Raw genomic sequence first — 14,100 nt, 5'->3', positions numbered from 1 at the left:
AGAGATACGAAGCGATGCGAACAACGCCGGCAGCAGGTCGCGGCGTTGCAAATCGCGGGTTCAGGGGAAAATGACAATCGGACACGTCGCGCGGCCGGGAGACGGGCGACAGGATCGACGCGCGGATCGGATCGCAGCACTCTGTCGATCGACGATGCTGGATCGTAGTGGGCGTTTATTAAATTGCGGTGAACCTGTCGATCAAATGCAGGCGATTGCCAAGCCGTTTCATCGATGGACGAGTGCGTTTCATCCGTGGCGAGCGAACTCAGCCGCCGTTTCACCGGTGGCGAGCACGCGATTCGCGCGCATGGTCGCGCACTGCACGGTGATCTCCGGATTTCGCGTTACGATGGCGCAACGCACGCCCCCACGATCCGACCCGGAGCCCACCACGATGAAGCTCGGCCTGAACGAATCGCTTGCTCGCCTCGACGAAGAAGGCACGCTGTTCACGACGCTGTTTCGCCACGGCACGCTCGACGTCGAGCTGTACCGGCCGCACATCGAGGACAAGCAGAAGCCGCATACGCGCGACGAGGTTTACGTGATCGCCACCGGCACCTCGCGCTTCGTCGTCGACGGACGCGAATGCGACGTCGCGGCAGGCGACGCGCTGTTCGTCCCTGCGCAGGCGGAGCACCGCTTCGTCGGTTTCTCCGACGACTTCTCGACCTGGGTGTTCTTCTACGGCCCCGAAGGCGGCGAACGCGGCAACCGCGGCGCATGACGCGCAGCACTTTTCTTGCGATTGCCTGGACTGTCAATTCGCGGCGGACCGCGCACGGCCGCCCGGTCATCACGATAGCTCAAGCATCCGGTTCAACTGGACAGGAGAACAGCATGCGATACGAACTCTATTACTGGCCCGAGATCCAGGGTCGCGGCGAATATGTGCGGCTCGCGCTCGAGGCGGCCGAAGCCGACTATGTCGACGTCGCGCGCGAATCGGGGCGCGGCATGGGCGTGTCGGCGATGATGCGCATGATGGACAGCACGAAAGCGGAATGCGTGCCGTTCGCGCCGCCGTTCCTGAAGGCCGGCGACGTGGTCGTCGGGCAGACCGCAAATATCCTGCTGTTCCTCGGTGCGCGGCTCGGGCTCGCGCCCGACGACGAGGCCGGCCGGCTGTGGGTGCACCAGCTCCAGCTGACCGTCGCCGATTTCGTCACCGAGATCCACGACACGCATCATCCGATCGCAAGCGGCCTGTACTACGAGGACCAGAAAGCGGAAGCGGCCGAGCGCGCGGCCGATTTCCTCGAGAATCGGCTGCCGAAATTCCTCGGCTACTTCGATCGCGTGCTCGAACAGAATCCGCACAAGAGCGGTTATATCGCCGGCAGCGCGCTCAGCTATGCGGACCTGTCGATGTTCCAGTTGATCGACGGGCTGCGCTACGCGTTTCCGAAGGCGATGAAGCGCGCCGAGCGGAAGGTCGCGGCGCTCGTCGCACTGCACGACCGCGTCGCGCGGCATCCGCCCGTCGCGCGTTATCTCGACTCGGAGCGCCGCATCCCGTTCAACGACATGGGGATCTTCCGGCACTATCCGGAGCTGGACCAATAGCGGCGTGCCGCATCAGTCGCCGTACCGATAGCGGCTGCGCATCGCATCGAGCGGATTGCCGTCGGCGAGCGTGCCGCCGAGGCTGCGGATCACCGCGCTCGCCGCGTTGATCGCGGTCTGCACCGCGCCCTCGATCCAGCCGCCCGTGAACGAACAGCAGCAGCCGGCCAGATAGATCCCGCGGTCGGTCGACGGATCGGCCGCCGTCTGGAACTGGTAGAACAGCGCCTGCGAGTGGATGTCCTCACCCGGATAGTTCAGCTTGAACGCGCCCAGCGCGTAGCGGTCCGACAGCCAGTCGTGGCTCGTGACGTTGCGCGCGTAGTCGTCGTCGAGCGGGCGCAGGTGTGCGGCAAACGCCGGCGACACGACGCCGATCTCGGCAACGAGCCGCTTGAAACGCTCGATCTTGTCGGTGAGCGACAGGATCTTGTGCGAATCGTCCTCCCACGTGTAGCTGATCAGCACGACGCCATGCGCGTCGGGATCGTCGGGCGCGTAGTCGAGGCAGTAGATGCCGCGCGCGAGCGTATCGGTCTGGATGTTGTGCGGCAGCCCGTGCTTGAGCCAGAACTTGTCGCGGGTCAGCACGAAAAGCTTCGACGAACTGACCATGTGCGTCTCGTTGATCGCGCGGACGACGTCCGGCGCGAACAGGTTCGCGATGCCCGTCATGCCCATGCCGACCTGCATCGCGCGCGTCGTCGTCGCGACGATCACGCGGTCGAACACGCGCGTCGATCCGTCGTCGAGCGCGAGCGCAAACGTGCCGTCGGGCTGCTTCGTCACGCCGCGCACGGCCGCGTAAACGATGCAGTCGCGCACGTGCGCGCCGTCGGCGCCGTCGTCCAGCAGCCCCTGCGCGAGCGCGAAGATGCCGGCCGGGATCAGCCGCTGGTCGACCTCGAGCTCGTTGACGACGATCCGCAGGATTTCGAGGAACGACGCGCGATAGACCGGCTGGAAGCCGCCCGATCCGATGCCGAGCGTGCCGAACAGGCGCAGGTCCTCGCCCCTGCGCCAGCGCACGCCGCCGGGCGGCGTTGCGCCCGTGAAGATCTTCACGATCGCCGAATAGAACGACTCGTCGCCGAACCGGTCGATGTACTGCTGCCAGCCGCGCCGCGCGTCGTCGTAGCGATGCGCGCGCAGCAGTGCCGTCAGTTCGGCCGGCGCGGGCAGCAGCGTGCCGTCGTCGAGCCGCACGCCGTCGCGAATGAACGCGCGCCAGCCGCGGTCGACGCGCTCGAACAGTGCGGGCGGTGCATCGCCGGCCGGCCAGCGATACGCGTGGCCCTGGTAGTGGATCTCGGTATCGACGATGCCCGGGTCGGGAAACGCGGATGCGCTGTCGACGCCGAACCGGTCGAGGTAGTGGTAAAGCGCGGCCTGCGACGGCGGAAAGCGCATCGCACCCATTTCGGCGAGCAGATGCGGATGATCGGGATTGATCGACTGGGTCAGCAGGCGGCCGCCGACGCGCGCACGATTCGCCTCGAACACGACGACCTGCCGGGCACCCGCACGCAGCAGTTCGCACGCCGCGACGAGGCCGCCGACGCCCGCGCCGACGATCGCGATCCGCGCATCGTGCGCGCCTTCGGCCGGCAGCGTGCCGAGACGGCCACCGGTGCGGGACAGGAAAGCGCCATAGTCGTACAGCGTGTCGATGTACGGTAGCGTGTGCGGCAGGCGTTCAGGGGCGTTCATGGAATCGGGATCAAAGGTGGAAGCCGGATGCGCGAGCCCGCGCTCATACGGGCAGGTGGATGCTGCCGAGCGGTGCGTCGGCATTGACGAGGTCGACGCGCTTCACGCGGATGCGCAACGCGTCGTCGCGCACCGCGAGTTCATGCGTGTACCAGCCGGCGAACAGGGTCTGCTCGTCGCGCCGCGCTTCGACGTAATGGAACGGCGTGCGCAGTACATACACGCCGCGCTCGCGGTCGGCACGCTCGACCTGCGGCTGCTGCAGCAGATGGTGGCCGCGGCTCGCCGGCTGCTGCGAAAACGTGCGGCGGCCGGCCAGGCGTTCGATGCGGATGCGCAGCAGCAGCCGGTCCTCGTCCATCAGCGCGCCGTGCAGCCCGGTGTCGGGCTGGTCCGGCGACAGCGGCATCCAGTAGCGCGCGTCGTCCGCGTAGAGCGCAAGCCAGTCTTCGTAGCGCCGCTCGTCGAGCAGGCGCGCCTCGTGGTAGACGAACGCGGCGAGTTCATCGTGCGGAAAGGTGCGCATCGGCCGCCTCCTTCGTCGCTGCGGGCGCGATGTAGCGCAGCCACGCGCGGAACTGGTTGCGGATCTGCTGCTCGCTGGTGCCGTTCGTTTCCGACGTAGGCTGCGCGAACTCCTGCGGATCGAACAGCCGCCCCACGTGCACCCAGTCGCGCGACTGCGTCGCGAGGCCGCGCTGCGCGCGTTCGTACATCTCGAGATCGTCGTGCGCGACGATCGACGTCGGCGCGTTGATCAGCCGGTTGTACGCAAGCGTGCGCTCGAACAGCGAATCGGGCGCGCCGACGAGGCGGAACGACCACGACTCCACCAGCGTGCGGTCGGCCGCGAGCGGCTTGAACACGCGCAGGATCTGGATCGGCCCCTTCACCATCGCGTTCGGAAACAGCACCGTGTTGTGACGAACCTCGCCGAGAATGCGCGCCGCACGCGCTTCGCCGTAGGCCGCCACCATCTTCTCGTGATACCCGGGAATCGGCGTATAGCGCGCATGGATCGAATCGGCCGTGCCGGTGTGACCGTGCCCGTTGGGCCACACGCGCAGCCCCATCTGCTCGAAGAACGCATGCGGCTGGATGAACGGCTCCAGCAGCTCGACCGCCATCGGCTTCGCACCTTCCGCGCCGTCGCGCTCCCACACGCGCACGGCCGTGCCGGCCGACGACTCGTGCGCGACCATCGGATGGCAGGTGTCGGTCTGGTTCTCGACCAGCATCTTCCAGTTGCACGCGTGCACGTACCGGAACACGCCGCCCGCGACCTCGACACGCCCTTCCGGCGAGCGGTCGACCAGGTTGTCGAGCGACGACAGCGCATCGCCGAAGTAGTCGTGGAAATCGACACCCGACGGATTCAGGCGGCAGAACACGAAGCCGCGATGGTCATGGGTCGCGCCGACCGCCTGCATGCCCTTGCTCGCCTCGCACGATTCGAAGCCGGTGTTCTCGTAGCCGCGCCGCAGCGGGATCGCATAGAGGCTGCCGTCGGTCCGGTACGACCATGCATGGTACGGACAACGGAAGAACGTGCCCGTGTTGCCGCATGCATCGGTCACGAGCTGCGTGCCCTTGTGCGAACAGCGGTTGTGCAGCACGCGCACCGATCCGTCGACGTGGCGCACCATCACGACCGGCTCGGCGCCGATGGTCGTCGTCACGTAGTCGCCGGTATCCGGAATCTGGCTGACGTGGCCGACATAGACCCACGTGTTCGCGAACAGGTGGCGCATCTCCAGTTCGAAGATCCGCGGCGACAGGTAGAGATCCTTGTGCACCTCGGTCTCGCGTACGAGCGCCGCCACCGCATCGTTGAACGGTTGCGCCGTCATGCACACCTCCGGCCGCGGACGCGCTGCCGCCGCGCGCCCTCGCGACGCGCGGATTCGATTGCTTTTATGGTCATCTCTCAGGTTTCTGGTCTTGGGTGCCGCTCGGGCAGCGTGCGCCAGCCGCCGGGCACCCGGCGGCTGGCGTGACGGTGACGGTCAGCCCATCACCGGTGTTTCGTGCAGGCGCAGCCAGCCGATGCGGCCGCTCGCGTCACGCTCGAACACGACGGTCGAACGGCGGACGCTGCGCCGCCCCTCTCCGTCGACTTGCGTCTCGCGATAGGCGATCGCCGCGCCGCCCTGCCAGGCGCTCACTTCGTGCAGTTCGTCGATCGCGATCCGCAGGCCGGGACGCGCGCCGAAGCCGCGCGAGAACAGGACGTCGATGTCCGCGAAGTCCAGCGCATGCCCCTGCAGCGAAATCATCGAGAAACGCCGCGAAAAACGCGCGAGCAGCGGCGCGAGGGCCTCGCGTGCGGCGCTGCCGGACAGCCATCGCTCGATGTCGACATGCGCGTCGACGACTTCCTGGAAATACGGGTTTGACGAATTCATCTCGACACTCACGAACGTTGGGAAACCGGCTGCCCGGCAGGCGCGCGGCGCCCCGCGACGCGCGCGACGAACGGCAGCGGCAGCAGCGTCAGCAACGCGGCCAGGCCGAAGCACTGCTGGTACGGCAGCCGCGCGTCGTCGCCGTGCATCGACAGCAGGAAATTCAGTGCGCTGCCCAGCACCGCAACGCCGAGACAGAAGCTCAACTGCCGGTTGATGTTCCAGAGCGCGCTCACATCGCCCATCCGCGCGGCCGGCACGTCGAGGAACGCCGCGCTTTGCGACGTGCTCGTGCACATGCTGGCGCCGAGCCCCATCGCGACGAAAGCCAGCACGCGTCCGGCCTCGAAACCGGCGAGCGGGGTCGCGAGCAGCGCGATGCCGATCCCGTCGATCACGATCCCGCACATGAACAGCGGCCTCGCACCCCACTTCGGGAAACAGCGGCGCGTCGTCGCGATCGCGACGAACGACGCGATCGCCCACGGCACCATCAGCGCGCCCGTATGCGTCGCGCTGAGCCCCAGCGTGTTCTGCAGATACAGCGCCGCGACCAGGTTCACACCGGTGAACACGCCCGGCACGCACAGATAGACGATCAGGCCGATCCGCAGCAGCGGCTGCGCGACCAGGCTCAGGTCGAGCAGCGGCGCGGCCGCGCGTCGCGCATGCGCGACGTATGCGCCGGCGGCGACGAGCGCGATCGCGAGCGGCGCGATCGCCTGGCGGGCCGCCCCCGCTTGCCCCGCGAACGTCAGGCCGAGCAGCAGCGCGACGAGCGCCACGGCGCTCAACGCGAGGCCGCGCATATCGAGCGCCGCCGGGCGTTCGCTCGCGTCGTCGGGCGGCAGCCACGCGAGCGCGAGCACGCTGGTGGCCGCGGCCAGCGGCAGCATGCCGAAGAAGATCGCGCGCCACGACGCGCGATCGACGATCACGCCGCCGAGCGCCGGCGACAGCGCCGGCACGAGCAGCGCAACCATCATCACGATCGACGTCAGGTGTGCGCGCGCATCGGGCGGATACGCACGATAAGCCATCGTCTGCCCGACCGGAATCAGCAGCCCGCCGCCGAGCCCCTGGATCAGCCGCCACGCCAGCAGCGCGCCGATCGACGCCGACAGCCCGACCCCGAGGCTGCCGAGCGCGAACAGCAGCAGCGACGCGATCAGCAGCCGGCGCTCGCCGAAACGCCGAGCGAGCCACGTGCCGAGCGGGATCACGACGGTCAGCCCGAGCACGTACATGTTGCCGATCCACGCCAGTTGGGCGACCGATGCGTGCAGCTCGCGCTGAATCGTCGGATACGCAGCATTGATGACGAACATGTTGGCGAGGTCGATCGCGAACCCGAGCAGGTAGACAGCAGCAATTTTCGAGCGATCGGTCATGACGGCGGAAGACGAACGAAACGCCGCAGTGTAAGGTTCGGCGCACGCGTCGATAAGACCGCCCGGCCGGCAAGACTGGTCGAAAAATTTTGACAATCAGGGCAACATGTCGGTTTTCCGCAGAGCAGCCGACATGCCATGGTGAGTCTCGATCGTTTCGCCGTCTTCCGCGCCGTCGTGGAATCGGGGTCGTTTACGGCCGCCGCCGCCCAGTTGAATCAGGCCCGGGCCGCGGTCAGCTTCAACATCAAGCAGCTCGAAACCGAGCTCGGCGTCACGCTGCTCACGCGCACGACGCGGCGCGTCGAGCTGACCGACGCGGGCGAGCGCTTTTATGCGCGCTGCCTGCGCGTGCTGGAGGAAGCCGAGAGCGCGATCGACGACGCCCGCAGCGAGCATGGCGGGATGCACGGCGTGCTGCGCGTGACGTCGACCGTCGAGTACGGGACGATGGTCGTCGCGCCGGCGCTGCACGAATTCATGCAGCGCCATCCCGCGCTGCGCGTGCGGCTCGAGACGCATGCGTCGCAGGTCGATCTGGTGCGCGAGCGCGTCGACGTCGCGATCCGGCTCGGGCGCCTCGAACAGTTCCAGGACCTGCCGTACCGGGGCGCGTGCCTTGCGACCTACGAAGTGCGGCCCGTGATCGCCCCGTCGCTGCTCGCCGCTGCCGGCCTGTCGCGCATCGATTCGCCCGACGTGCTGGCGCGCCTGCCGCAGCTCGGCCACACGCGGCTCGAGCGGATCGCCACCTGGACGCTCGCGGATCGCGACGGCAACCCGCACGCATTTCAACCGGGCGCCAAGCCGCGCGTGGTCGTCGACAACGCGTCGGTACTGCGCGTGCTCGCGCGACAAGGCAGCGGCGTCGCGCTGCTGCCCGAATGGCTCGTGCGCGACGACCTCGCGAGCGGTGCGCTGGTCGACGCGCTCCCCGACTACCGGTTTCCGCCACAGGCCGTCTACGCGCTGTACCCGTCGACCCCGCACGTGCCGCAGAAGGTGCGCGCGTGGGTCGACTTCATGAAGGCCTACCTGGCCTGAGCGCGGCGGCTCAGGCGGCCGTCGCGTGCTCCCGCAGCCGCGCGTCGATCCGGCGCGCGATCGCCAGCAGGCGGCGATCGCTGCCCCACGGCCCTTCCAGCATCAGTCCGACCGGCAGCCCCGTTTGCGCGGAACGCCCGGCCGGGATCGACACGGACGGCACGCCGGCGAGTGTCGCCGGCGACGTCTGGCGCGCGACGTGCTCGAACAGCGCCGCGCCCTGCCCGGCCGTCATCGCGGCCACGTCGTCGAGCGACGGCGGCTCGCCCGGCACCGTCGGCATCGCGATGCAGTCGACCGGCGTGCCGAATGCGTCGTCGTACCAGTGCACGAGATGCCGGCGGCACACGATCGCTTCCGCATAGGCGCCGGCATCGATCGGCGCGGACACGAACGACCGGAAGATGTCGCGCACGTCGTCGCTCGCGATCCGCTCGACGAACCTCTCGAACGGGATGCCGAGGCGTTCCGCCGCGAAACGGCGCCAGTACCGGTTCGCCTCGAACGCGGCGATCGGAAAGCCGCATGCGTCGCTCGCCTCGTGCAGCGGCATCGCCGGTAGCGGCACGAGTGTTGCACCGGCCGCCGCGAACGACGCGAGCGCATGCTCGATGCAGGCCGCGACGCCCGGGTCGAGCGCGTCGAAGTAAGGCGCGCCGGGCACGCCGATGCGCAGGCGGTGCCATTCGGGCGCGACGGCCGTGCTGTCGTCGCGCGTCAGCACGGCGTCGAGCAGCAGCAGGTCGTCGATGCCCTGGCCGATCGGTCCGACCGTATCGCGCGTCGGCGACAGCGACAGCACGCCGTGCGGCGAATAGCGCTGCGCGGACGGCCGCAGCCCGTACACGCCGCAGAAGGCCGCCGGAATCCGCACCGAGCCGCCCGTGTCGGTGCCGAGACCGAACGGGATGCCGGCCGCGACGGCCGCCGCCGTGCCGCCGCTCGACCCGCCGGCGATGCGCCGTGGGTCATGCGGATTGCCGACCGCGCCGAAATGCCCGTTGCCGCTCGTGATGCCGAATGCGAGTTCGTGCATGTTCGCCTTGCCCAGCGGCACCGCGCCGGCGTCGAGCAGGCGCCGCACCGTGAGCGCGTCTTCCGCCGCACGATAGCCGCTCACCGCCGGGCTCGCGCCGAGCGTCGGCATCGCGACGGTATCGAGGTTGTCCTTGATCACGAACGGCACACCGGCAAGCGGCAGCGCGTCGCCTTGCGCAACGCGCGCATCGATACGCTCGGCCGTGCGGCGCGCGAGATCGGCATCGACGTGCACCATCGCATTGAGCGGCGCGATCGCCGCGAGACGCGCGAGTGCGTCGCCGGCGACATCGACGGCACGCCGTCCGGCCGTGCGCACCGCATCGGCTATCTCGCGCACGCTGGCGCCGGAAGCAAGTGACTGGGAAGAAACGCGGTTCGGCTGTGTTGTCATGTTGTGTGCTGGACGCGGAATCGATCGGGAAATGCGCAGCGTGCCGCAGGCCCTGAGCGACACGCCGCGCGAACCGCGATGGTATCCCGGCGTGCGGCCGGCCGCACGCCGCGCACTACGCGCCGCGCGATCGCTCGCGCGGGTCCGCAGCCGCGTCGACGGCCTCGACCGAGCGCGTCAGCCACGGCCCGATGTCCATCTCCTCGTAGCGCACGAGCCGGCTCTTGCGTGCACGGCGATACGCGAACCAGATCGCGACGAACAGCGGAATCCACACATAGATCGACAGCACTTCCATCCAGTCGATGCGGGCCGCGAAGAACGCCTGGTAATCCTGCCCGAGCGAGATCACGATGCAGATCGCGATCGCGAACAGCGGCCCGAACGGAAACCACCTGGCGCGATACGGAAGTTGATCGAGCCGGTAGCCCTGCTTCAGGAAGCCCTTGCGGAACCGGTAATGGCAGACCGCGATGCCGAGCCACGCGATGAAACCCGTGATGCCCACCGTATTCAGCAGCCACAGATAGATGCTCTGGTTGTTGGTCAGCGACGTGAGGAAACACAGCCCGCCGACGGCCATCGTCGCGTACAGCGCGTTGCGCGGCACGCCGCCCGGCGACAGCGTCGCGAACATCGCCGGCGCACGGCCTTCCGATGCGAGGTTGTACAGCATCCGCGTCGCCGCGTAGGTGCCGGAATTGCCGGCCGACAGCACGGCCGTCAGGATCACGAGATTCATCGCGCCGGCCGCGAGCGGAAAGCCCGCGTGGCTGAATACCAGCGTGAACGGGCTCACGCCGATGTCGGTCACGTCGCTCTTCAGCAGGTTCGGATCCGTGTACGGCACGAGCAGGCCGATCACGAAGATCGCGAGCACGTAGAACAGCATGATCCGCCAGAAGATCTGCCTCACCGCGCGCGGGATCGTCTTGCGCGGATTCTCCGATTCGCCGGCCGTGATCCCGACCAGTTCCGTGCCGAGAAACGAGAAGCCCGCGATCAGCGCAACGCTCATCATCGCGTGCACGCCGCCGACGAACGGCGCATCGCCCGTCGTGAAGTTGCGCCAGCCGACCGCATGCCCGCTGCCTAGCACGCCCGCCGCGATCAGCAGCCCGGCCGCGATGAACGCGATCACGGTGACGACCTTGATCAGCGAGAACCAATATTCCGATTCACCGAAGCCGCGCACCGACAGCGTATTCAGCAGGAAGATCAGCACGAGGAAGGCCGCGCCCCACCATACGCCCGGCACGGCCGGAAACCAGTAGCGCATCACGATCTGCGCGGCGACCAGCTCGATCGCGATCGTCACGGCCCAGCTATACCAGTAGGTCCAGCCGAGCGCGACGCCGAAGCCTTCGTCGACGTACTTTTCGCCGTAGATCGCGAACGAGCCCGACACTGGCATCAGCGCCGCCATCTCGCCGAGCCCCGTGACGACGAAGTAGACCATGATCCCGATCGCGAGATACGCGGCGATCGCACCACCCGGCCCCGCTTGCGCGACCGACGCGCCCGACGCGACGAACAGCCCCGTGCCGATCGAGCCGCCGATCGCGATCATCGCGATGTGGCGGCCCTGCAGACGGCGCTTCAGCGTCGTCCCGGACGGCGCGGCCGTCTGCGCTGCCGCTTGCAAAGCATCCATAGTGTTCACCATGATTTTATTCGGAATGCAAATCGATTGAGCCAGTCATTCGCATTGAAGCCTGGCTTGCGTGGTCGGGCCTACCCGGGCCGCGTCAAACGGCGCTGCGCTTGATCGCCTGCAGTTCGGCCGTCGTCACGATCTTCTCGATCCGGAACCGCGGGCTTTCCAGCCACGCGTTCGCGATCCGACGGTACTCGTCGAGATCCTCGCATGCGAGCCGCACGAGAAAATCGAACGTGCCGCTGACGAGCCAGCAATCGAGCACGGCCGGATTCGCCCGCATTTCATCCTCGAACGGCGCCTGCGAACGCCCGTGATCGGCCAGCACGATCTGCGCGATCACGACGATCGGCTTGGTCGCGCGCGGCGCGTTGATCACCGCGCGGTAGCCTTCGATCACGCCGAGCGCCTCGAGCCGCTCCACGCGCGCCTGGCAGGGCCGCGGCGTGAGGTTCACGAGCTCCGACAGCTTCCGGTAGGAAATCCGCCCGTCGGTGCGCAGGATGTCGAGGATCCGGAGATCGATCTTGTCGAGCTGCATCTTCTTGTCGGTCATCCGCGTTCGCTCCGGTCGGGTCGTGGCTGGTGCGCGGAACGTCTCCTTGTCCGCGCGGGGGCCACATTATCCGGCCGAAGCGGCTGCACACCAATCGCCAATCGGCTAGAACCGCAGCGACAGGCAGGTCAGGCCGCCGTCCATCTTGCGGAACTCGCTCGTGTCGATCACGTGCAGCGGCAGCCCGAGCGACGCGATCGCGTCGTGCACGCGCGGATAGCCGGCCGGTGTGATCAGCGTGCCGTTCACGCGCAGCGTGTTGCCCGCGTATTCGTCGGCGGCCGAGATCGCGATCCGGCGGTAGTCGACAAATGCCGGATGCGCGGCCAGCGCTTCGGTCACGAGCAGCGTGTCGTCGCCGAGCGCGTTGACGACCGACTTCAGGTGCAGGCCGGCGCCGACCGGCACCGCGACGACCGAATAACCGTAGCGCGACACGAGCGATTCGAACGCGGCAATGCCTTCGGCGTCGGTGCGGCCGGTCAGGCCGATGTAGAAGCGCTTGCCGACCAGCATCACATCGCCGCCGTCGAGACGGCCGTCCTGCATCGGCAGCAGGTCGCGATGCGCGGCGAGCGCCGCTTCGATGTGCGCCGTCTCGCCGCGCCGCGCGGGCGCGCCGGGACGCGTGATCACCGCGAATTCCGGCGTCACGACGGCCACGTCCTCGACGAAATGCGAATCGGGGAATGCGTCCAGCGGCGGCAGCTCGGTCAGCTCGACGCCAAGCGTGCGCAGCGCGTCGCAATACGCGTGGAACTGCGTGAGCGTCTTGTCGTAGTCGGGCGCGCCGAGTTCGGCGGTGGTCAGGCCCGCGCCACAGGACGGCGCGGGACGGCGAACGATCGCTTGCGTGAATTGCATCGACTCCTCCTTGGTCATCGCCACGCCCGTGCGGCGCACGGGGCAGCGGCGTTGTGTCCGGACCATTATCGGAAGCCAAATTGCGCAATTCGCGTCGATTTCGGCTGCGCCGACAGCCGATTGCGTCGAATTGCGCGCGGCACGCAGCGGATTCGGCAGACGGCCGTTCGCCGCATCGCGAACGACCGCTTTCGTATGCGGCGCGCCCGTTACGCGCCGGGCCCGAACCCCATCTGCGAACGGCCAAGCGCCGTGAGATCGCCCTCCCCGCCGCGTCCGTCGAATTCGACCTCGAAATGATCGGCCGGGAAATCGGGCGGGCTCTCGCCGCGCAAGAACGCGGACTGCTGGCGCCGCAGGTACGCGTCGTTCTTCGCGCAACCGGGCGCGGCCGCGATGTACATCACGTTGCTGTCGCCGCTGCCGCGATGCGCATCCTCGACCGCATGCACGACGTCGCCATGCCAGAACACCGCGTCGCCCGGCTCCATGTGCGGGATCGGCACCAGCCCGTCGAGCAGCAGCGCATGCCATTCGGGCCGGATCGACAGCGCGCGGCCGGGACGCGCGCCGCACAGGTCGTCGTCGGCGACATCGTCCTGCAGCGCGCGCAGCACGACATAGGCCATCGCGTTCGCGACCGGAATCAGTTGCAGCGTACCGTCGCCGGGCCCCTGCGGCGTCAGCGCGGTCCAGCCCTGGAACGTGCGGAACATCGAACACACGGCCGGCGACGGAATCTCCTCGACGTCGGGACGGAATGCGGCGTCGAACGGGTCGTAATCGCGCCAGCGGCCGGCCAGCACGTGGCGATAGACCTGGCGGAAGTTCGCGCCGAGCCAGCGTTCGACGGAGCCGCCGTCGACATGCGGCGACAGTCCGAGCGACGTCGATCCCGGCGGCCGGCGGCGAATCCGGTCCGCGTAGGTGGGCACCTGGTCGGGATCGAAATGCGTGCGCGCGCCGTCCGCATGCCGCCACAGGCGGTTCAGGAACACGCGCGCCTGCGTGAGCGCCGGCGACTGGCGCGCGGCCACCTGCGGCTTCGACCAATAGACGCCGTAGATCTGCGGCTTGCCCGACGCGAGATTGCCGAAATAGCGATCCTCGGCGCGTGCATGCAGCCGGTCGGTGAAACGGTTCGAATCCAGATACGCGCCGATCTCGTCGTTCCAGTCGCGCGCCTGCCGCGCATCGAACACGCCGCGAATCACGACCGCGCCATGCGCGCGGATCGCGGCAATCGCGTGCGGATCGACGGCGCCGCCCGCAATATCCGCAAACGGCACGACCGGAATCACGTCGAGGCCATGCGCATGCGCGCGGCGGATCGCGTCGACCTGCCGCGCGATGTCGCCTTCCAGCTCGCGGAACGTGGCCGCATAACCGGGCAGGTCGGCGCGCAGCGCCTGTTTCGCCGCGCGGATCGCGGCGGGCAGATCGTCAATCGTCAGTTGCATCGTGTCTCCTCG

The 14,100-nt window shown here is 68.2% G+C and carries 13 protein-coding genes; 3 read left to right on the top strand and 10 right to left on the bottom strand.

The features are described 5' to 3' along the window. Positions 1–397: 397 nt before the first annotated feature. Entirely contained in the window at positions 398–730 is a 333-nt protein-coding gene (locus MRS60_RS17530; RefSeq protein WP_243566288.1) for a cupin domain-containing protein, read from the top strand. Positions 731–843: 113 nt separating this feature from the next. Next, positions 844–1,569, top strand: a complete 726-nt coding sequence (locus MRS60_RS17525; protein WP_175748670.1) for a glutathione S-transferase — start codon at positions 844–846, stop codon at positions 1,567–1,569. A 12-nt stretch (positions 1,570–1,581) separates the two neighbouring features. Here the strand turns inward: MRS60_RS17525 and MRS60_RS17520 are convergent, their stop codons facing one another. The 5 genes from MRS60_RS17520 to MRS60_RS17500 all read right to left on the bottom strand — a co-directional run bounded on the left by MRS60_RS17520 (position 1,582) and on the right by MRS60_RS17500 (position 7,075). Next, positions 1,582–3,279 (bottom strand): flavin monoamine oxidase family protein, encoded by a 1,698-nt coding sequence (locus tag MRS60_RS17520; protein WP_217589938.1) that lies wholly within the window; start codon positions 3,277–3,279, stop codon positions 1,582–1,584. A gap of 43 nt (positions 3,280–3,322) precedes the next feature. Continuing rightward, a complete protein-coding gene (locus MRS60_RS17515; RefSeq protein WP_243566287.1) occupies positions 3,323–3,805 on the bottom strand; it encodes an aromatic-ring-hydroxylating dioxygenase subunit beta in 483 nt (160 codons plus the stop codon). Beyond that, positions 3,783–5,129: an aromatic ring-hydroxylating dioxygenase subunit alpha gene (locus MRS60_RS17510; protein ID WP_105393654.1), complete on the bottom strand. Its 1,347-nt coding sequence runs from the start codon at positions 5,127–5,129 to the stop codon at positions 3,783–3,785. The genes MRS60_RS17515 and MRS60_RS17510 overlap by 23 nt, the downstream gene beginning before the upstream one ends. A gap of 156 nt (positions 5,130–5,285) precedes the next feature. Beyond that, positions 5,286–5,684, bottom strand: coding sequence for a DUF4440 domain-containing protein (locus tag MRS60_RS17505; RefSeq protein WP_243566286.1), 399 nt, complete (start codon positions 5,682–5,684; stop codon positions 5,286–5,288). Positions 5,685–5,692: 8 nt separating this feature from the next. After that, a complete protein-coding gene (locus tag MRS60_RS17500; protein WP_243566285.1) occupies positions 5,693–7,075 on the bottom strand; it encodes an MFS transporter in 1,383 nt (460 codons plus the stop codon). A gap of 138 nt (positions 7,076–7,213) precedes the next feature. On the opposite strand from MRS60_RS17500, the gene MRS60_RS17495 reads away from it, so the two are divergent. Then, positions 7,214–8,119 carry a LysR family transcriptional regulator gene (locus tag MRS60_RS17495; protein ID WP_152855590.1) on the top strand — a complete coding sequence of 302 codons (906 nt, stop codon included), beginning with the start codon at positions 7,214–7,216 and terminating at the stop codon, positions 8,117–8,119. 10 nt (positions 8,120–8,129) lie between these two features. Here the strand turns inward: MRS60_RS17495 and iaaH are convergent, their stop codons facing one another. The 5 genes from iaaH to MRS60_RS17470 form a co-directional block, all read right to left on the bottom strand. Next, positions 8,130–9,551: an indoleacetamide hydrolase gene (gene iaaH, locus MRS60_RS17490; protein WP_243566284.1), complete on the bottom strand. Its 1,422-nt coding sequence runs from the start codon at positions 9,549–9,551 to the stop codon at positions 8,130–8,132. 115 nt (positions 9,552–9,666) lie between these two features. Further along, positions 9,667–11,205 carry an amino acid permease gene (locus MRS60_RS17485; protein WP_243566283.1) on the bottom strand — a complete coding sequence of 513 codons (1,539 nt, stop codon included), beginning with the start codon at positions 11,203–11,205 and terminating at the stop codon, positions 9,667–9,669. Positions 11,206–11,299: 94 nt separating this feature from the next. Beyond that, positions 11,300–11,764, bottom strand: coding sequence for an Lrp/AsnC family transcriptional regulator (locus tag MRS60_RS17480; RefSeq protein WP_243566282.1), 465 nt, complete (start codon positions 11,762–11,764; stop codon positions 11,300–11,302). A 105-nt stretch (positions 11,765–11,869) separates the two neighbouring features. Next, positions 11,870–12,628 carry a dimethylarginine dimethylaminohydrolase family protein gene (locus tag MRS60_RS17475; protein WP_243566281.1) on the bottom strand — a complete coding sequence of 253 codons (759 nt, stop codon included), beginning with the start codon at positions 12,626–12,628 and terminating at the stop codon, positions 11,870–11,872. A gap of 209 nt (positions 12,629–12,837) precedes the next feature. Beyond that, a complete protein-coding gene (locus tag MRS60_RS17470; RefSeq protein WP_243566280.1) occupies positions 12,838–14,088 on the bottom strand; it encodes a DUF1479 domain-containing protein in 1,251 nt (416 codons plus the stop codon). Positions 14,089–14,100 lie beyond the last annotated feature (12 nt).

Origin of the sequence: Burkholderia pyrrocinia, from assembly GCF_022809715.1 — a bacterium.
GTDB classification, from domain to species: domain Bacteria; phylum Pseudomonadota; class Gammaproteobacteria; order Burkholderiales; family Burkholderiaceae; genus Burkholderia; species Burkholderia pyrrocinia_C.
Note: the sequence above shows the minus strand (reverse complement) of the source record. Positions and strands in the feature narration are given on the sequence as shown.